At 65.1% G+C, this 18,602-nt stretch carries 14 protein-coding genes; 6 read left to right on the top strand and 8 right to left on the bottom strand.

Annotated elements, in window-relative coordinates:
* Positions 1–102: 102 nt before the first annotated feature.
* Positions 103–1,050: a hydroxylamine oxidation protein HaoB gene (gene haoB / locus QNA11_RS02490; protein WP_283481845.1), complete on the top strand. Its 948-nt coding sequence runs from the start codon at positions 103–105 to the stop codon at positions 1,048–1,050.
* Between the two features lie 264 nt (positions 1,051–1,314).
* On the opposite strand, the gene QNA11_RS02485 is transcribed toward haoB, so the two are convergent.
* On the bottom strand, positions 1,315–1,530 hold the full coding sequence (locus tag QNA11_RS02485; RefSeq protein ID WP_283481844.1) for a hypothetical protein: 216 nt from the start codon (positions 1,528–1,530) through the stop codon (positions 1,315–1,317).
* Between the two features lie 119 nt (positions 1,531–1,649).
* Here QNA11_RS02485 and QNA11_RS02480 point away from each other — a divergent pair, with 119 nt between their 5' ends.
* Positions 1,650–1,838 carry a hypothetical protein gene (locus QNA11_RS02480; protein WP_283481843.1) on the top strand — a complete coding sequence of 63 codons (189 nt, stop codon included), beginning with the start codon at positions 1,650–1,652 and terminating at the stop codon, positions 1,836–1,838.
* Between the two features lie 12 nt (positions 1,839–1,850).
* Here QNA11_RS02480 and pdxR read toward each other — a convergent pair whose 3' ends face one another.
* Complete coding sequence (pdxR, locus tag QNA11_RS02475; RefSeq protein ID WP_202073501.1) at positions 1,851–3,383, bottom strand: MocR-like pyridoxine biosynthesis transcription factor PdxR; 1,533 nt, start codon at positions 3,381–3,383, stop codon at positions 1,851–1,853.
* 245 nt (positions 3,384–3,628) lie between these two features.
* On the opposite strand from pdxR, the gene QNA11_RS02470 reads away from it, so the two are divergent.
* Both QNA11_RS02470 and QNA11_RS02465 read left to right on the top strand, forming a co-directional pair.
* The gene (locus tag QNA11_RS02470) at positions 3,629–3,829 is read left to right on the top strand and encodes a hypothetical protein (RefSeq protein WP_283481842.1); all 201 of its coding nucleotides are present in this window, start codon (positions 3,629–3,631) and stop codon (positions 3,827–3,829) included.
* Positions 3,830–4,594: 765 nt separating this feature from the next.
* Positions 4,595–5,590, top strand: coding sequence for an AraC family transcriptional regulator (locus QNA11_RS02465; protein ID WP_283481841.1), 996 nt, complete (start codon positions 4,595–4,597; stop codon positions 5,588–5,590).
* A 396-nt stretch (positions 5,591–5,986) separates the two neighbouring features.
* Here QNA11_RS02465 and QNA11_RS02460 read toward each other — a convergent pair whose 3' ends face one another.
* Together QNA11_RS02460 and QNA11_RS02455 are read right to left on the bottom strand one after the other, a co-directional pair.
* Positions 5,987–6,280 carry a type II toxin-antitoxin system RelE/ParE family toxin gene (locus QNA11_RS02460; RefSeq protein WP_283481840.1) on the bottom strand — a complete coding sequence of 98 codons (294 nt, stop codon included), beginning with the start codon at positions 6,278–6,280 and terminating at the stop codon, positions 5,987–5,989.
* A complete protein-coding gene (locus QNA11_RS02455) occupies positions 6,277–6,537 on the bottom strand; it encodes a CopG family ribbon-helix-helix protein (protein WP_202073505.1) in 261 nt (86 codons plus the stop codon). The genes QNA11_RS02460 and QNA11_RS02455 overlap by 4 nt, the downstream gene beginning before the upstream one ends.
* A 193-nt stretch (positions 6,538–6,730) precedes the next feature.
* Here QNA11_RS02455 and QNA11_RS02450 point away from each other — a divergent pair, with 193 nt between their 5' ends.
* On the top strand, positions 6,731–8,149 hold the full coding sequence (locus tag QNA11_RS02450) for a DUF1236 domain-containing protein (RefSeq protein ID WP_283481839.1): 1,419 nt from the start codon (positions 6,731–6,733) through the stop codon (positions 8,147–8,149).
* A gap of 310 nt (positions 8,150–8,459) precedes the next feature.
* Complete coding sequence (locus QNA11_RS02445) at positions 8,460–10,187, top strand: MEDS domain-containing protein (protein WP_283481838.1); 1,728 nt, start codon at positions 8,460–8,462, stop codon at positions 10,185–10,187.
* 254 nt (positions 10,188–10,441) lie between these two features.
* On the opposite strand, the gene clcA is transcribed toward QNA11_RS02445, so the two are convergent.
* From clcA to QNA11_RS02425, 4 genes are read right to left on the bottom strand one after another with little or no spacing between them, the layout of a single operon-like run.
* The gene (gene clcA, locus QNA11_RS02440; RefSeq protein ID WP_283481837.1) at positions 10,442–11,773 is read right to left on the bottom strand and encodes a H(+)/Cl(-) exchange transporter ClcA; all 1,332 of its coding nucleotides are present in this window, start codon (positions 11,771–11,773) and stop codon (positions 10,442–10,444) included.
* Complete coding sequence (locus tag QNA11_RS02435) at positions 11,770–12,657, bottom strand: transglutaminase family protein (protein WP_283481836.1); 888 nt, start codon at positions 12,655–12,657, stop codon at positions 11,770–11,772. Before QNA11_RS02435 ends, clcA begins: the two co-directional genes overlap by 4 nt.
* A complete protein-coding gene (locus QNA11_RS02430) occupies positions 12,654–15,191 on the bottom strand; it encodes a circularly permuted type 2 ATP-grasp protein (protein WP_283481835.1) in 2,538 nt (845 codons plus the stop codon). Before QNA11_RS02430 ends, QNA11_RS02435 begins: the two co-directional genes overlap by 4 nt.
* The gene (locus QNA11_RS02425) at positions 15,181–18,474 is read right to left on the bottom strand and encodes a transglutaminase family protein (protein WP_283481834.1); all 3,294 of its coding nucleotides are present in this window, start codon (positions 18,472–18,474) and stop codon (positions 15,181–15,183) included. Before QNA11_RS02425 ends, QNA11_RS02430 begins: the two co-directional genes overlap by 11 nt.
* Between the last annotated feature and the right edge of the window lie 128 nt (positions 18,475–18,602).

Below are 18,602 nucleotides of genomic sequence, written 5' to 3'. Positions count from 1 at the left end.
ATTGCGAGGAGCAAAGCGACGAAGCAATCCAGAGCCGTGGCGTCGCTCTGGATTGCTTCGCTTCGCTCGCAATGACGGCTCCAATCGACTGCGAGAGGTCGCATGAAAACCATCGTCGGCGCCGGGCTCATCGCCATAGGCTGCGCGCTCCTCGGCTGGGCGGGATATTCAGCCCTGCGCCCCGCGTCCCACTACGCGCTGACGATCGCCGCCGCGCCCGAGGATGCGGCGAAGGAAGTCGCCAGCCTTGGCCTCGCGCCCGACGCGCTGCAGCGTATCGAGATTTCGGTCCCCCAAGAACGGCGCCCCATCGCCGCCGGCCTTGTCGCGCGCGACGGCGAGCGCTTGACCCCGCTCGTCTGGCGCAACGAGGTAACGGAGCCAATTCTGTTTGCGGACGTCTCCGCCGCGGACATTACCAAAGTGCTGGGGGCCCTTCGCGATCATGTCGGCGAAGACGCCATCGTTCTCGCCTGGTGGGATTTGTCGCGCGCCATTCGCACCGCCGCAAAACGCGACGCCCCGCTCGACGACGCGCGCGCAAGCGGCCTGCTCATTCCCGCGGCGTGGCCCGGCGCGCAGGGCGCCGAGCGGGCGCGCTGGGGCGCCGGAGCGGCGCCGAAATCATCGGAAACATTCGACCGTTTCATCGACGCGCTGCTCTCGGACGAAAAGCGCGGCGCGCAGACCTTATCTGAAATTGCGGCGGGCAAACCCGCCTATGTCGCCGTGCATATTTCCGATGTCTGGAAGGCGGCCGCCGCGCGGCCCGAGCGCCTGTCCATCGCCTATAAGGATTTCCCCTCCTCAGGCGTGTCGCATGGCGTCATCAAATCCGCCACGCAATGGATGCGTGAGCAGAAGATCGACGGCGGCTTCGCCGTGGAGCCGATCGGCGGCGCGACGCGGCTGCACTATTTCGCGCGCAAGGGCGACAGCGATGCGTTGATCGCCAAGCTCCTGCCTTTCTCGACGTCGAATCCGGCGCAATTGGAAAGGCTGGAGCTTGTGTATCAGCACAAGGGCTGGTGGATTTATCGGTTGAAGTAATAACGAGATCCGCTTGATCCGTTCGGTGCCATTCCCGACGCTCGCGCCGTTTGGACACACAAGAAATCACCGCCGTCATTGCAAGGAGGCGGAGCCGACGAAGCAATCCAGGGCAGCGATGCGGCCCTGGATTGCTTCGCTTCGCTCGCAATGACGGGCTGAGTAAAACCAGCGCTCTCGTGGCTCGGGCTTGCAGCTCGCCGGGAATGACAAGGCCCGATGCGAGCCGTTCAACCGGAAATGGCAATAAGACAAAAGCCGCGCTTATTGCGGCGTGCGTGCGCGCCGCTCGGACAAGCGCGCCATGGCCGCCTGAGCGGTTTGGTAGGCCCTCGCCTCCGAGCCTTTATAGAGGCCTTTTTCAATCGGAAGCGCGTTTCCCGCCGCGTAGACTTCCCATTGCCACATGGCGTTATGCCCAGCGCCCCCTCTGGAGCGCACTCTCACGGTATAGGCCTGGTCCGGCTTTTCATTGGTCATGGCTGACTATCGCACGCCGAACCAGCCAATGAAAGCTCGCGAGGCGCTCCGCTCTTGACGAGCGCTCGCGTCACCCTGATCTCCCATGCGTTGCCAACGCAAAGCATAGCGGATCGAACATGGCTCATCCCGTAAAAATTTCACGGGGCGTCAAGTTACGCCCCCACCATAATAATGACGGTCGCGCGCGCATTCGAGCCGGTAAAACCACCGACGATGTGATGGCGATCGCGAAGAAGCTGGGCTTGAAATACAAGACCAAATATAAGGCCCAACGCGAAAAAGACCGCGCTGCCGACAGAACCTAAAGGCATGCGCCCTTAGCTGCGAAGCGCCGTCGCCAGCCGCGCTATCCCTTCCTCGATCTCTTTTTCGGTGAGCGCGACGAAGCCCAGCATGAGCAACCGGTCGCCCCCATCGTTACTATCGAAGCGCAGCGCCGAGCCCGTCGCCAGCGAGCAGACGCCGACGCCCGCCGCCAGCCCCTTGGCCTCGACTTCCGCCGCGCTGGGGAATCGGTCGGGCAGCTTCCACACGAGATGCATGCCGGCTTGCTCACCGTAAACCTCGCACTCGCCGAAATGCTTGTGCAGGGACGCCAGCAGGGCGTCGCGGCGCTCGCGATACATCTGGCGAATGCGGCGCAGATGGCGTCCGAATTCGCCGCTGGACATGAAGTCGGCCATCGCCGCCTGCTCGAGCCAGCTTTGGCCGTTGTTCATCAGCATTTTCATGCGGCGGAAGCTCTCGACCAGCCGGCGCGGCGCGACGACGTAGCCGAGCCGCAGCCCCGGCCCCATACATTTCGAAAAAGTGCCGAGATAAATCACGCGCTCGTTGCGGTCCAATCCTTTCAGCGCCGTCAGCGGCGATCCGACGAAGCGGAAGTCGCTGTCGTAATCATCTTCCATGATATAGGCGTTATATTGCGTCGCCCACGCCAGAAGCTCGATGCGGCGCTGCAGGCTGAGCGTCACGCCGACGGGATATTGATGCGAAGGCGTCACATAGGCGACGGCTCCCTCGACCTGCGGCAGCATCGTCACGTCCAGCCCATCGCGGTCGATCGGCACGGGATGCAGCTTGGCCCCGAGGCTTTCCAGCACATAGGCCGCGCCTTGATAGCACGGCGATTCGACGACGGCCGGCGAGCCGGGCGTCACGAGAAGGCGCCCGACGAGGTTGAAGCCGTCCTGGCAGCCGCCGACGATGATGATCTGCTCAGGATCGCAGACAACGCCGCGCGCCGGCGCGAGGTGTTTGGCGATCGCCTGACGCAATTCGAGAAGCCCGGCCGGATCGCTGTAGGTCGTGAGCTCCGAGCCCGCCGATTTCAACCGCGCCTTGATGTGGTGGGACCAGGCCTTGAGCGGGAAGCTGCGCGCGTCGGGCTTACCCACCCAGAAATCGGCGACGAGACGGCGCCGATCGGGGTCGGCGAGGCGGTGCGTGCGCATGTCGCGCAGAGGCTCTGTCAAGCCGCCGTCTTTCAGCGGCGCCGGCGCGGCTGGCGCTGTTTCCGGGGCGCTGGAGGAAAAGAAAGCGGTGTCCGGCAGATCGGGGGCGACGAAGGTGCCGACATAGGGCTTGGTGCGGATATAGCCTTCGGAGACCAGCCGCTCATAAGCCAGCACTGCCGTGTTGCGTGAAACGCCAAGCTGAGCGCTGAGCTCGCGCGTCGTCGGCAACGGATCGTTGCCGCGCAATCTGCCGTTCAGAATCATGGCGCGAATCTGGTCGAAAATCTGCGTCTGCAGAGTCGCCTTGTCGGACTCCTTCAGCATGATCGACAGTTGCACTTGGCCGCTCCGGATCACCGGAGTTAGACGACCGAGAGAGGCGATGCTCGTCATTTAGCCGTTCCCGCCCAGGGGTGGCGCCGCGCTGGCGACTTTATTCGAGGATTAAGGCGCTCTTTTGCAACCTCATAGCTCCACTTCCATGCGCATTCCTGGCGCCACGGCGCCCGCCAGCCTTGTCGGACAGCAGCAACTCGAAAAAGCTTTGCCTGGCGCCATTGGTCGCAGCGCATCTGGCGCTTTTCCCCGGAGAGTACTTTAGGAATTCTTGAAATCCAGAGAAAAAAGGGAGGACCGAAATGGCGCTCGCGAAGTCGAAAATTGCTCCGGCAATCTTTTGGATCGGTTTCCTCGCTTTGGGCTTCGTTTCCAGCTTCGCCGAGCCCGGCAAGCAACATAAGACCCTTGCTTCAGGGAAGCAGCAGCCCGCCGTCGACGCCCTCCTCGCGGAGACCGACAACCGGCCGGCGCCGAAACCCAGCCTCGCGAGACAGAATTAGTCGCGGCCGCAAGGAAGCGGGTCATGAGCCATGCCGCCGCTTTTCTTCTGTTACTGACGCTGGAGCTCGCGAGCATTCTGACGCTCTGGCTCGTCGCCACTCTCGCTGGTTGAACGCGCGCCCGCCTTGCCAACGGCCAGGCGCCTTGCCATATTTTCCAAGGGGGCCGCGGGAAGCGGCCGCCTCTTAGAAAGCGGCCCGGGCGCGATGGAGCGACGGGTCGTTTTGACGAGGAGCAGGCGGATATGCCGGACGGGCTTGTGAAGGTCATTATCATCGGCTGCGTCGGCTTTTTCTTCGGCGCCGCGATTATCGGCTGGGTTTACGGCTGAACGAGCGCTTTCCGCCCGCCCTGACAGAAGGCTAAAACTAAGTCGCCTCGGGCCGATTTGGCGCGCCGGGCTCGAGGGCGCGCTTTCGGATAGCCGCGCGCCCTTGCGCATGTGTCTTCTTTGCAACGCCAGGGCGCCTTCACGGGGGGAACACTGTTCCTCGCCACGGTCCAGCTTGGCCCAGGTTCGCTTTGGCGTTAGCAATTTTCTCGTTTGAGAGCAGCCATTCAGCGGTCTTTCAGGGCGGGATTTGAGGGGAACCGACGGCCTGTCCCTATGGGGCGCACCCGGACAGGCCGTCTTTCTCCCGTGCGGCGACGCAAAACAAAACCGTTGAAAAGCGCGACATTGCCGCCCCCAACGCCCCGCCTCCGTTGACAATTCGCGATCGTCTGCGTGACTCTGACGCTGGTCGGTTTGGCGGGGTCGATTGATGGGGCACAGCGACTTGCAGAAGCCCGCGCTGGGCGTCGCCACGATTCAAGCGAAAACCCCGGAAGCCGCCGCCAAACGCCTCAGCGTCTTGTTTGGACAAGACTTGTCCGTCTCGTTCCTCGAGAACAAGGACGCATTCCGGTTGCGCTGCACGGCCGTCCGGCTGGGCAAGGCGGTATTGGTTGCAACCGAAACATCCGATGTCTTCCTTCGGCGCCCTCCATCCAACGCCGCTCTCGTCTTTGTCCCGCTGAAGGGCTCGATCTCCTATAAAATGGGTGACGGGAACTATAGTTTGGCCGCGGGGCGGAACGGCGCCATCTGGCCCCCGTTCGAAACCGTCGATATGCGGCTTCCCCAAGCCATGAGCCTGAGCCTTCATCTTCCGATGGCGGTGGCGGCGGCGCAGGCGGAAAGGCTTACCGGCCTTCCCTTCAGCGGAACGCCTTTCCACGGCATGGTGACGGCGTTCGATCTGTCCGATCCGCTCTACGCGACGCTCGCGCGCAACATGAAGCTCATCATGTCCGAGATTCTCGCTTTGGAGGCGACCGGTCTCGGCCAGCTCGCGCGCGCCGGCTATGATGAAACCCTGCAGACTCTCGCGACGGCTGCGCTGTTTCCCACTGTCGCGCGCAAGATCAATGCGGCTGGCAGAGATACGAGCCCGCTCCCCATCCGCAAGGCCCGGGATTACATCAAGGCCCATGCGGCCGAGCCTGTGGAGTTGTCGCGGCTCGCCGCCTCGCTCGGGATGAGCATGCGGACCTTGCAGGACAATTTCAAGAAAAGCTACGGCTGCTCGCCGCGCGACTATCTGATGGAGTGTCGTCTCGAAAACGCGCGAGACCGCCTGACGCTCGCCGGCGACGCCGCGTCGGTGATCGAGATCGCCATGGACTGCGGCTTCCCCGACCATGGGCAGTTTTCGTCGAAATACCGGGCGCGTTACGGGGAGCTTCCCTCTCAAACGCTCAAGCGGGCACGGGGCTGACGCGGGGACGCCGCCGCTCGAAATCGGCCTAAAGAAACGACAAGGCTGAAAAACAGAAGACCGCCAGCGCTCCCACGCTGGCGGCCTGGAAACCGGACCGCTCGCGGCCGGTCATCCGCTTACCGACGCGATTAGAGGCGCGTCAGAGTCACAGCGGAGATGACGATCATAGCCAACATGCAAGCGGGAATCAGCCAACCCATTTGAACCTCCCTCTGGGAAACGCCATTAAAGGCGTCGTTTTTGCTGCTTTATGCGTCGGGCAGTACACCGGAGGGCCTGCTCTTTGTCAAGCCCCAACACGCCTAGCCAAGCTTCGCCGACGCGCCGAGACGCCTACCCCCTCCCGGCGAGTCCCTGCCTCGCACACCGTCGGGGCGCAATTTTGCATCATCCTCATAATTCCTGCGGCCATTCCTGGGCGGCGTGCATTACGGTCAGTATCTCAACGTCGTTCCGCGTGACGCGATAGGGGATAATGTAAGGGATGTCTGCGAGCACCAGTTCACGGGTGCCGGTCAGGCGGCCCGTGCGTCCCATGGCGGGGTGTTCGGCAAGAGAATCCACAGCCGAAACGATCCGCGCCACAACGCGCGCCGCGGCGGCGGGATTGTCCTCAAGGATATACGCGCCGATCTGGTCGAGCCGTCGCAAGGCCCGCTTGGTCCGACGGATAGTTCGGTGGCTCATGCCTGCCGGGCAGGCTTCACATATTTGGCGATAACCTGCGCCAGTTCGGCGCTAGTGGCAAAGTCCCCGCGCTCAGCGTCGGCCAGTCCGGCCTCGATCTCTGCGAGCTGCCACGCTTCGCGCTCCACAAAGTCCTCGATCGCCTGCGCCGCGACAAAGGAGCGGGGGCGGTCGAGTTTCTCGGCCAGCTTGTCGAGCTTGGCGGCCGTTGCGTCCGGCACTCGGACAGTGAAGGCGGTCACGGGCTTAGCTTTCATTGGCTCACTTTGATTATGGGTGAACCTACTTGGCGCCGTCAACGGATTTCCTGACGTGGAGCAAGGCCCACACTTGGGCCTTGGTCGGGCCGCTTAGAATTCATCAGAACAAACGGCCTCGACGCGCGTTGCACGCCATTACCCGCCCCTAGCAGGCGCGGCGTTCCGCCCGCGCCGCCGGATGGAGACCGCAATGCGTGCCAGGCTTCTACTCTCCGTCGCCATTACGGCGCTGTCTCTCGGGATGCCCCAGAGCTATGCGCAAAACCCCGCTCGCGACCAGCCGGGCGGCGAGCCGCAAAAGCCTGCGCAGGCGGAGCCTGCGGCGCGCCCGCAAAAGCCGGACGAACAGGGCGCGCGGGAGCGTCGTGGCGAGATGCAGAGCCGGGAGCGCGGCGAGGCGAAAGGCGAACGGGAGGCAGCCTCCCCCGGCGCAAATGAGTCGGCGGAGAAAGCCGCGCGCCAGGAAGAGCGCCATCCCGAACAGCGCGGCGCCGCCGTGAAGCACGGCGAGAAAAAGGGCGAAAAGCACGGCGCCGCCAACGAGAATCTCGACCGGACGCCGGGCGCGCAAACCGAACGGCGGCGTGAGCATGGCGCAAAGCAAACGCCAGGCGGCCAGCCCGGCGCCGAAACGCGCGGCTCGAAGGCCGAAACGCAGGGCGCCAAAGAGGCCGAGAAACAGGACAAGACCGGCCGCGCCGGCTCCGCGGCCACAGAGAATGAGCGACGCGGAGAAAGAGCGGCCGGCGCCGAGGAGCGGAGCAGAAGCGCGACCGAACAACGGACCCCCGGCGCCGAACAGCGCGCTCCCAGCGCGGCCGAACGCGCGCCCGGGCAGGAAAGGACCGGCGAGGAGACGAAGCGCGGCGCGGAAGCGACCCAGGGCGGCCGCGTGCAGGGACGCGAAACCTACGGTTACGCCGGACGGGAGGCCCAGCGCGGCGGCGTCCAGCTCGATGCGCGCCAGGAAAGCCGCGTGCGCGACATCATCGAGCAGCGCGGCGGACGCCGAATCTCCCGTACTGATTTCGACGTTCGGATCGGCGCCATTGCGCCGCCCAGTGTCGCCTTCGCCCCGCTTCCTCCGGAAGTCGTCTCCATCGTTCCGCAGTACCGCGGCTTTGATTACGTGATGGTGGAGGATCAGATCGCGATCATCGATCCGAACGATCGCCGGGTCGTCAGCATGCTCGACGTCGGCGGCGGGCCGATGCCCGGCGGCCCAGCCTATGAAGAACGGGGGGGCCGTTATGGCGGCGGCGCTTATGAACGGCGCGACGGCGGCCGCCAAGCGCAACGCGGCGGCTATGGCCGGCGGGAGCGTGGCGGCGAAGCCTATGGCTACGCTCCGCGCGTGCGACTGGACGCCCGCCAGGAACGCACGCTTTATCGCGGCGTGATGAGACAGGCGCGCGAGAATTTGCGGCAGGTCTGCGTCCATGTGGGCGACCGCGTGCCGGATTACGTCGATCTCGCCCCCGTGCCCCGCAACGTCGCGCTCGATGCGCCGGATGTCGAACGCTACGACTACTTCGTTCTCAACGATCAGGTCGTGCTTGTCGATCCCGACAGCCACGTTGTCGTGGACATCATCGAGGAGCCGAGGTGATCGGAGCGGCGCCGGGCCTTCCCGCCCGGCGCCGCCTCTTTCGACCTGACGCGATGGGGACGACAAGAGAGGAGAGAGCGCTTTTTATGTCTCGACGCTCGTGTCGTCCCCTGCGACGCAGAACCAAATTGGCGGGACCGCCGAACGCTCCGTAAAACGCATTTCATTCCGGCACGAGCCGAAGCATCAGCTAAGCAATACTAGCAAAAGCCCCGCAATTTACAGGCACTTTTTAGTGTCTTCGGCGCTGGCGCTTGTGTAAGCTCTTGCGACTTACACCCGACATTCGCGTAGTGAGTAGGGGAAGACGGTGGACGATTATACGCGCGATTACCCTCGCGATTTGCGATATGAACCGCCACGGAAATCCGGCCTCGAGACCGTCGGCGATCTGCCGTGGGGCACGCATTTCTGCCTTTTGTACAACGACGCCGAGCAGCTCCTCGAGATCCTGATCCCCTATTTCGCTGAGGGGCTTGCCGCCAACGAGTTTTGCATGTGGGTGACGTCCGAGCTGGTCGACGTCGAGCAAGCTAAAGCAGCGCTGAGAGCGGCCGTTCCCGACCTCGACGCCTTCATCCTGTCCGGCCAGCTCGAAATCACGAGCTACGCCGACTGGTATATCCAGAACGGCCGGTTCGACGGCGACCGCGTGCTGCGCGCATGGGTAGATAAGCTGGCCTCCGCAGAGCAGCGCGGCTTCGAGGGCCTGCGCCTGACCGGCGATACGTTCTGGCTCGAGAAAGTGGCGTGGCAGGGTTTCATCCACTACGAGTCGATGGTCGATCGCGAGATCGGCTCGAAGCGCATGCTCGCTTTGTGCGCCTATCCATTGCCGTCATGCAATCCGAGCGAGATTTTCGACATCATCGCCAATCACGATTTTGCGGTGATCAACGAGAACGGTCGCTGGCTTTCGTTCAAAAGCGCCAATCGGGGACGCATGGGGCGCGCCTTGCGCGAAAGCCAAAGGCGGCAACATGCGATCCTGGAAACTGTCCAAGACGCCATCATCGCTTTCGACGCCGCCGGTTCGATCTACTCAATCAACCCCGCCGGCGCGGCCATGTTCGGCTATGGCGAGGACGAGCTGCTGGGCGAGGACATCAGCACGATCCTTCCCGAAAAATGGGCGACGGATTTCGACCTGCACAAAATCAGGGGAAGCAAGGAGACGCGAGGCCGACGCAAAAATGGCGAGCTGTTCCCGGCCGAAATCGCTTTGGCCGCGACGCGCCATGACAACGCGCCCCTTTTCGTCGGCAGCGTGCGTGACTTGTCCGAGAAACATCGGGCCGAGACCCGCCTCAAGCAAATTCAGATCGATCGTCTGGCGGCGATGGGCGGCATTGCGGCGGGGCTCGCCCACGAACTCAACCAACCCCTCTCGGCGATGAAAACCTATCTCAAGGTGGCCGAGCGCCTGATCGAGATTCCGCCCGAGAAGCGTCAGCTCAAAATCGAGGAAGCGCTGGCGCGCGCCTCGGCGCAAGTGGAGCGCGCGGGACGCATCATCAGCAGCCTGCGCGGTCTCGCCTCGCATGGCGAACCCAACAAGCTCATTCTGAGCCTCCATGAGCTTATAGAGCGCACATGCGAGTGCTTCGCGACGTCGTTCAAGGACCGCAACGCCGAGATCAGTCTCGACCTCGGGGCCAGCAAGGATACGGTTCTCGTCGACGGCGTTCAGATCCAGCAGGTTCTCACCAACCTGATCAAAAACGCCAAGGAAGCGATGAGCGACTCGCGGGCCCGCCGCCTCGTCATCTCGACCTCCCTGACGGGGGACGACAGAATCCGCGTCGACATCGCAGATAATGGCCCCGGCATCCCCGACCATATCAAGAGCCAATTGTTCGAACCCTCGCCCTCGACGAAGGAAGGCGGCATGGGCGTCGGACTGCCGATGTCGCGCGTGATCATCGAAGCGCATGACGGAAAAATATGGGCGCAGCCCAATCGCGACGCAGGCGCCGTGTTCAGCTTCACATTGCCGCTGATGGACGCGCTCGGCAGCTTCGAGGAAGCTGCGGAGTAACGCCGTCTCGTCGTGAGCAGCTCGCTTGGGGCCTTGTCATTCCCGGCAGGCCAAAGGCCTGACCGGGAATCCAGAGCGCCACAATAGCGCAGGTTTTATTCACAGCCCGTCATTGCGAGCGAAGCGAAGCAATCCAGGGCGGCGATGCGGCTCTCGATTGCTTCGTCGGCTTCGCCTCCTCGCAATGACGGCGGTGACGGCGCGAGCGTCGGGAATGACAAGGAGCCAACCGAGCCGACTTCTTTGATACGCGCCTAATCCTTTTCGCGGACGCGGTCTTTCCCAAGGAGACGCTCCCGCAGCGAGTGATAGACGGGCGGATCATTCAGCAGCGTCGGCGCCAACATGGCCAGGAAACAGGCGGCGAGCATCGGCAAGAGCAGGAACACTGCGCCCGTCATTTCGGTGACGAGCACGATGCCGGTGAGCGGCGCGCGCACCACGGCGGTGAATAAGGCGGTCATGCCGACAATGGCGAAGGCTTGCGGCTGAATATCGAGCCCCGGCAGCAGCAGCCCGCAGACGACGCCGAAAAAGAGTCCCGCGAGTGCGCCCAAGGCAAGGAGCGGCGCAAAAATGCCGCCCGGCGTTCCCGAGCCGTAGGAAACCGAGCCTAGCCCAAATCTCAGCGCCAGCACGAAGGGCAAAAAGAACAAATCCTGCGAGCCGGTGATTGCAGCTTGCGTGAAGGCGTCGCCGCCGCCGACGAGCCCCGGCGCGAACCAGGCCAGCGCGCCGACCATTGCGCCGATCATCGCCGCCTTGTTCTCGGGAGCGAGCCGAAACCGCTCGACCGCAGAGATCGTGGCGAGCAAAACTCTGTTGTAGACGACCCCGAACAACCCCATCACCGCGCCAAGGATAAAGAACAGCGGGCCGATGGCGGGCGCTGGATAGACGAGCGCGGGAATCGTAAAATCAGGCGCGTCGCCGAGCAGCAGATGGGCGACCGCGATGGCGGTGGACGACGCAGCCAATGCCGCGATGGCGACGCGCTGATCGAATTTCTGGGTCAGCTCCTCCAGCACGAAGACGGCGCCCGCCATGGGCGCATTGAAGGCGGTGGCGAGCCCCGCCCCTGCGCCCGCGGCAAGCAGCGCGCAATTATCCGCTTTGCTGCGCCGAAAAGCGTCGCCGGTAAGATGGCCGATGACGGCGCCCATCTGCACGCTCGGCCCTTCGCGCCCGAGCGCAAGGCCGGCGCCGATGGCGAGACAGCCGCCGAAGAATTTCACGGGCAGCAGGATGAAGGGCGCCGGCGCGGCCTCGCTATGCAGCACCGCCTCGACATGCGGAATGCCGCTCCCTGAAGCGTGCGGCGCAAAGCGGCGCACCATCCAGACGGAAATGAGCGCGGCCATGGCGCAGAGACCGACGACGACGAGAAATCCAACGATCGCCCCGCCCTGCGCCCAGTGAACGATCGCGTCGCGCAAACGGTCCGCCGCCGTCAGCGTCAATCGAAACATCGCGCCCACGAGCCCCGCCAAGCCGCCGACGAGGAGCGCCAGGATCGCAAGAAAGAAAAGGCTCATTTCGCCGCTCTCGGACGCGACCTCGCTCTCGACCTCTACGCGCAGGTTCATCGCGCCTCGCTTACGGGTTTGATGTCGACGCTGACGGCGAGCGCCTGGCGCCCCGCGCCGACGATCACGCCGTCGATCGGCGAAACGTCCGCGTAATCGCGGCCGATGGCGACGACGATATGATTGTCGTCCGCATACATTGCGTTGGTCGGGTCGAGGTGAATCCAGCCGAAGGGCTCGCCGCACCATACGGCGACCCAGGCGTGGGAGGCGTCGGCGCCCTCCAACCGCGCCTGCCCCGGCGGCGCCTGCGTGCGGATATAGCCGCTGACATAGGCCGCCGGCAGCGCAAGGCCGCGCAGCCCCGCGATCATGATATGCGCGAAATCCTGGCACACGCCACCGCGCGCCTCGAAAGCCTCTTCGAGTGGCGTCGCCACATGGGTGGCTTCGGGATCATAGGCGAAATCCGCCTTGATGCGGCGCATCAGCTCTTGCGCGCCTTCGAGCACGGGGCGACCGGCGGGAAAGCTCTCGCGGGCGTAATCGGTCGCTGGCGCGTAGAGCGGCGTCTGGCGGCTCGGGAACAGCCAATGCGCGGGCGACTCGCGGTCGAGGGCGCGCACCGCCATCGCCGCGCGGGAAATCGTCTCCCAGGCCGGCGTCAGCGCCGCGGCGGGCGGCTCCTCGCGCGCCACCTCGACCCGCGCCGAGACGGAAATGCGCAATGTCTCATGCGCCTCGCGAATCGTCGCCTCGACGACGCGATTGCCGAAGAAATCCACGCTCTCGCGCGTCGTCTCGGGCGAGGGCGCGGCGTCGACGCGCGCGCGCAGGACGCGCTGGCCCTTGCCGTCGCGTGGCGTGAGCCGGATCGCGCAGCGCGTCGACGCGACGGCGGCCTCATAGCTGTAGGTCGTAACGTGGCTGATGTCGTAGATCACGCGAGCTTGGATCGCTTGTCGGCCGGCGCCGGGTCGCTGGAATGCGAGAAATACCGTTCAGAAATGGCGTTGGCTAGCGCCAAGAGCTTCTGCTCGACGGCGCGCACGCGCTTGGCGTCCAGGCCGCGGGCGTCCTCGGCTTCGAGATCGGCGCGCAACGACACGGCAAGGCGGCGTTGCGGCTCCATCATGCCGTCGTCGACAAGCGCCGGCAGCGATGCGAGATGCTCGTCTATTCTGCGCATCTGAAAAGCGACCGAGCGCGGATTGAACGGATCGAGCAGCGTGATGTCGAGCGTCGGCGCGAGCGCCGCGCCGGCGAGATAGCGCGAGCGATAGGTGATCTGGGAATCGACCAGTTCGAGCAGCGCGTCGAGCGCTTCGATCGTCGGATCATTGTCCGCGAATTGCCGCGCGAAGCGGCAGGTGTTGATCGCGCGCTCCATACGCTTGCCAAGATCGATGAAGGCCCAGCCGGAGACGCGGTTGAAATTCTCGTCCATGAGGCCCGAGAGCGCCGCGAGCGTATGCAAAGCGCGCTCGGTGAGCTCCAATATCTCCGGCTCCAGCGGCGGGCGCGCCGCCGCGCTTTCAAGCCGCGTCTCCAGCCGCACGAGCAATTGCCACATGTCTTGCGACAAGCGCTCGCGGATGATGGAGGCGGCGCGCTTGGCCTCCCCGACGACGGCGCGCGCGGAGCCATAGAAATCCGCGTTGCTCGCGGCGGTGAGCGCGATGACCGCGCCGGGATGCGCGGCGGCGAAAGGCGCCGCGGCGCCCCACTCGAAGAGCAGACGCTCGCAACGCTCGATCGGCTGGCGCCCCTGAATCGTATTGCTCTGGATTTCCGTCATGCGGTTGCACAGGCAGCGCACGATGCGCAGCGTCGCTTCGGCGCGCTCCAGATAGCGGCCCATCCAGAAGAGATTGTCGGCGGCGCGGCTCGGCAGATGGCCCGGGACGCGCACGACCGGCACGTCATTATTGGGCGGCAGCAGCGTCGTTGCATGTTCCGACGCCTTTTGGCCAATGACCCAGACATCCACGGTTTGCGCCCCGGCGCCCATGGTGATGGCGCGCGCGTCGCGGCGATCCGAGACGCGGCAGAAGCCGCCGGGCATGACCTTCCAGCCTTCGGGCGTCGCGGCGGCGAAAATGCGCAGCGAGAAAGGCCGCGGCGTCAACGCGCCATTGTCCCAGGCCGGCGTGGTCGAGAGCTTCACGACCTCCTGCCCGACATAATCCATCCCGCGCGCCCGAATGGCGGCGATGAGCCGCTCCTTTTGCGCCGCGTCGAGCTCCGCGCCGACGGCGGCGGGCGCGCCCAAGAGCCCCTCCGCTTTGTCGCCAAAGGCGCCGGCGATGGCGCGGCTGTCGAAGGCGCGCAGGATTTCGGCCCGCTCCGCCTCCTGCCCGCACCACCAGGTGGCGACATTGGGGAGCCGCAGGCTCTCGCCCATGAGCCGTTGCGCCAGCGCCGGCAGGAAGCTCATCAGCGCGCGCGACTCGACGAGCCCAGCTCCCGGCATATTGGCCATGGCCACGGAGCCGCGCCTTATGGCGTCGAAGAAGCCGGGCGCCCCGAGCCGCGAGGCGGCGTTCGCCTCCAGCGGATCGAGCCAGTCGGCGTCGACGCGCCGCCACACAACGTCGGCGCGCTTCAGCCCCGCGACCGTGCGCACATGCAGCTTGCCCTCGCTCGTCGCGAGATCCTCGCCCTCGACCAGAAGAAAACCGAGATAGCGCGCGAGATAAACCTGCTCGGCGTAGGTCTCGCTCCACGGCCCCGGCGTCATCAGGCAGATGCGCGGATCGTTGCGCGTCGCGGCCGCCGCGAGCCCGGCGCGGAAATCGCGGAAGAAGCCCGCAAGGCGGCGCACCTTCATCTCGCGGTAAAGGCTCGGGAAGGCGCGCGCGAGAATGAGGCGGTTCTCGATGGCGTAGCCGGCGCCCGAGGGCGCTTGGGCGCGGTCGCCCAGCACCCACCATTTGCCGTCAGGGCCGCGCCCGATGTCGACAGCATAGAAGCGCAGCCAACGCCCGCCGACGGGCGCGACCCCGCACATCGGGCGGATGAATTCCGGCGAGCCGGCGACCACGGCCGCCGGAAGCGCGCCCTCCGAGACGAGGCGGGCGTCGCCATAGACGTCGTGCAGAATGCGATCGAGCAGCTCGGCGCGCTGCGCGACGCCCGCCGCGATCTCCGACCACTCGTTTTCGGTGAGCAGCAGCGGCAGGCGGCCCAAAGGCCAGGGCCGCTCACGCGCCTCGCCACGCACGCGATAGGTCACGCCCATGTCGTTGATGCGCCGCGCGGCGGCGGCAAAGCGGTTCTCGACGCCCCGCCGACCAAGGCCCGCCAGAGTCTCGAGCAACGTCATCCAATGCGCGCGCGGGCGCCCGTCCGGGCCGATCAGCTCGTCGGGAACGCCCGGCATCGGTTTGTAATCGGCGATCCACGCCGCAAGCCGCCCGGCTTCTTCGCCGAGAGCGGCTTCGGCGTCGGTCGCCGGCGCGTCGAGCTCAACGGCCAAATCGCCTCCGCAAATCCAGCGTCAGCGGGAAATCGCCCGCAGGCTCCTCGCGCGGCGGCTCGATGCGGCCGGGCGTATGGCCGTGGTCCTGGAAGCGCGCGAGGCGCCGCGACTCGGCCTCGTGAAAGTTGACCGGGAAGGTGTCGTAATTGCGCCCGCCCGGATGTGCGCTGTGATAGACGCAGCCGCCCAGCGACCGGTTACTCCAGCTGTCGACAATGTCGAAGGTCAGCGGCGCATGGACGGGGATCGTCGGGTGCATGCCCGAGGCTGGCTGCCACGCCTTGAAGCGCACGCCCGCCACGGCCTCGCCCGGCGTTCCGGTCGAGTGCAGCGGCACGCGGCGGCCATTGCAGGCGACGACATGGCGGTTGGGCACGATGTTCCTCGCCCGCACTTCGAGACGTTCGACAGAGGAATCTACATAGCGCACCGTGCCGCCGATCGCCCCCTCCTCGCCCATCACATGCCAGGGCTCGAGCGCGTGGCGGATTTCGAGCTCTACCCCGCCATGCTCGACACGGCCGGCGAGCGGGAAGCGGAACTCATATTGCGCCTTGAACCACTCCGCCTCGAAGGCGTAGCCGGCGCTCTTCAGATCGTCGAGCACGCCGAGGAAGTCAGCCCAGACGAAATGCGGCAGCATGAATTTGTCGTGCAGCGCCGTTCCCCAGCGCACGCAATTGCCGTCCTGCGGCTCGCGCCAGAACCAGGCGACGAGCGCCCGCAGCAATAGCTGCTGGGCGAGGCTCATGCGCGCGTCGGGCGGCATCTCGAAGGCGCGGAATTCGACAAGGCCGAGACGGCCCGTCGGCCCATCAGGCGAATAGAGCTTGTCGATGCAGATTTCCGAGCGATGCGTATTGCCCGAAACGTCGACGAGCAGATTGCGATAGAGCCGGTCGACGAGCCAGATCGGATAGCCCCACTCATTCGGCCCCGGCGTATTGGCGAGCGCCGTTTCCAGCTCGTAAATCGCGTCGTGGCGCGCTTCGTCGATGCGCGGGCTCTGGCTCGTCGGGCCGATGAAAAGGCCGGAGAACAGGTACGATAGCGACGGATGCCGCTGCCAATAGAGCACGAAGCTCTTCAAGAGATCGGGCCGGCGCAGGAAAGGCGAATCCGCCGGCGTGACGCCGCCGAGCACGACGTGATTGCCGCCGCCCGAGCCAACGCATCTCCCGTCCGTCATGAATTTGCTGGTCGTGAGCCGCGCGTCGCGGGCTTGCTCGTAAAGCGCGCTGGTGTTCTCCACCGCCTCGCGCCATGACGCGACAGGCTGGACATTCACTTCGATGACGCCCGGGTCCGGCGTCACCTTGATGACATCGAGGCGCGGATCGACCGGCGGCGGATAGCCTTCGATATGCAGCGGCATGCCGAGATCTTCCGCCGTCGTCTCGACGGCCACCAGCAGCTCCAGATAATCCTCGAGCCGCTCTACGGGCGGCATGAAGACACACAGAACGCCGTCGCGCGGCTCGACCGCGAGCGCCGTGCGCACGATGCCCTCGACAGCCGACTGGCCAAGCTGTTCGTCCCGGCTCGATCGCGTCTCGCTGTAAATCTGCTGGAGATGCGAGGGATCGGGCAAAGGCCCGCGATCCTCCAATGGGTCCTGGTTATGGACATAGGGATAGACGGAAGGCGGCACCCAGGGCAGCGCGTTCAATGGCAGGCGCAGGCCGATGGGCGAGTCGCCGGGCGCCAGGAATAATCTGCCGCGCCGCAGGGGCCAGCGCTCCGACACCCAACGCTGCTCGGCGCGCGCGTTCCAGCGCTGGATCGGCAGCACATAGCCGGTCGGCGTCGAGAGGCCGCGCTCGAAGACGCGCAGCATGCGGGCGCGCTCTTCGGGGTCTTCGATCTTGGGATCGAGCGGATCGACATTGACGGGGAGCTGCCCCTCTTTCACCATCCAATGCGCGGGGTCTTCATAGGCCGGGATCACATAATCCTTGCCGACGCCGAGCGTCTCGGCGAGCTCGAAACTGAAGCGCCCGGCGTTGACGGGGTTGGCCACGTTCGAATTGGGCGACATGCCCGCAACGAGCGCCGGATTGTTCCAGATCGGCTTGCCGTCCTTGCGCCAATAGAGCGCGAAGGCCCAGCGCGGCAGGCTCTCGCCCGGATACCATTTACCCTGTCCGTAATGCAGAAAACCCCCTAGGCCGAAACGGTTTCGCAAACGGCGGATGAGATCGTCCGACCGCGCGCGCTTGGTCGGGCCCACCGCCGCCGTGTTCCACTCGGGCGATTCGAAATCGTCGATCGAGATGAAGGTGGGCTCGCCGCCCATGGTGAGGCGCACGTCCTGCGCCTGCAAATCCGCGTCGATGTTTTCGCCGAGACGATCGAGTCGCTCCCAGGCTTCATCCGAGAAAGGCGCAGTGATGCGCGGCGCCTCACGAATGCGGTCGACGCGCATCTCGAAGGCGAAATCGCATTCGGCCGGCTCCACCAATCCAGAGACCGGCGCGCAGGAGCGGTAATGCGGCGCGCCGCAGAGCGGCAGATGGCCCTCGCCGCAAAAGAGGCCGGAGGTGGCGTCGAGGCCGATCCAGCCCGCGCCTGGCAAGTAGACTTCCGCCCAGGCGTGAAGGTCGGTGAAGTCGTGATCCGTGCCCTTGGGGCCTTCGATCGGATCGACGTCCTCTTTAAGCTGGATGAGGTAGCCGGAGACGAAGCGCGCCGCGAAACCGAGCCGCCGCAAAATCTGCACGAGCAGCCACGCGGAATCGCGGCAGGAGCCCGAACGCTGCGTCAGCGTCTCGTCCGGCGTCTGCACGCCGGGCTCCATGCGGATGACATAGCTGATGTCCTGCTGGAGCCGCATGTTGAGATCGACAAGGAAGTCGATCGTGCGCCGCCGCTCGCGCGGGATCGTCTGCATATAATCGTCGAGCGCGGCGCCGGCGGGCTCGATTTCGAGATAGGCGGCAAGCTCGGTCGCAAGCGCCGCGTCATAGACGAAAGGGAATTCCTCGGCGTAGGGCTCGACGAAAAAGTCGAACGGATTGAACACCGCCATCTCGGCGATGACGTCGACCTCGATCTTGAACTCGCGCGTCTTCTCGGGAAAGACGAGCCGCGCCTGCCAATTGCCGTGCGGGTCCTGCTGCCAGTTGATGAAATGCTCGGCGGGGAGGATTTTCAGCGAATAGCCCGCGACCCGCGTCCGGCAATGCGGCGCTGGCCGCAAGCGCACGATCTGGGGGCCGAGGGCGATGGGACGGTCGTATTTGTAATGCGTGACGTGATGAAGCGCGACCTGGATAGACAAAGGGATCCCCGCCTTCGCGACAACGGCCTATTGCGCCGCAGCAGCGGATTAGCGGGAGCGCAAGCGGGGAAGTCAATCCAATCCGCAGGCAATCTGCGGCTTTTGACGGCAATTCCCGCAGGATGACC

This window comes from Methylocystis sp. JR02, assembly GCF_030063565.1.
Lineage (GTDB): Bacteria > Pseudomonadota > Alphaproteobacteria > Rhizobiales > Beijerinckiaceae > Methylocystis > Methylocystis iwaonis.
This window is presented reverse-complemented; position numbering and strand designations above follow the sequence as displayed.

Bases quoted from the DNA above. Each gene is read 5' to 3' on its own strand.
- QNA11_RS02470 (WP_283481842.1), top strand. From the start codon at position 3,629: ATGGCGCTCGCGAAGTCGAAAATTGCTCCGGCAATCTTTTGGATCGGT.
- QNA11_RS02455 (WP_202073505.1), bottom strand. From the start codon at position 6,537: ATGAAAGCTAAGCCCGTGACCGCCTTCACTGTCCGAGTGCCGGACGCA.
- haoB (WP_283481845.1), top strand. From the start codon at position 103: ATGAAAACCATCGTCGGCGCCGGGCTCATCGCCATAGGCTGCGCGCTC.
- QNA11_RS02485 (WP_283481844.1), bottom strand. From the start codon at position 1,530: ATGACCAATGAAAAGCCGGACCAGGCCTATACCGTGAGAGTGCGCTCC.
- pdxR (WP_202073501.1), bottom strand. From the start codon at position 3,383: ATGACGAGCATCGCCTCTCTCGGTCGTCTAACTCCGGTGATCCGGAGC.
- QNA11_RS02450 (WP_283481839.1), top strand. From the start codon at position 6,731: ATGCGTGCCAGGCTTCTACTCTCCGTCGCCATTACGGCGCTGTCTCTC.
- QNA11_RS02480 (WP_283481843.1), top strand. From the start codon at position 1,650: ATGGCTCATCCCGTAAAAATTTCACGGGGCGTCAAGTTACGCCCCCAC.
- QNA11_RS02460 (WP_283481840.1), bottom strand. From the start codon at position 6,280: ATGAGCCACCGAACTATCCGTCGGACCAAGCGGGCCTTGCGACGGCTC.
- clcA (WP_283481837.1), bottom strand. From the start codon at position 11,773: ATGAACCTGCGCGTAGAGGTCGAGAGCGAGGTCGCGTCCGAGAGCGGC.
- QNA11_RS02465 (WP_283481841.1), top strand. From the start codon at position 4,595: ATGGGGCACAGCGACTTGCAGAAGCCCGCGCTGGGCGTCGCCACGATT.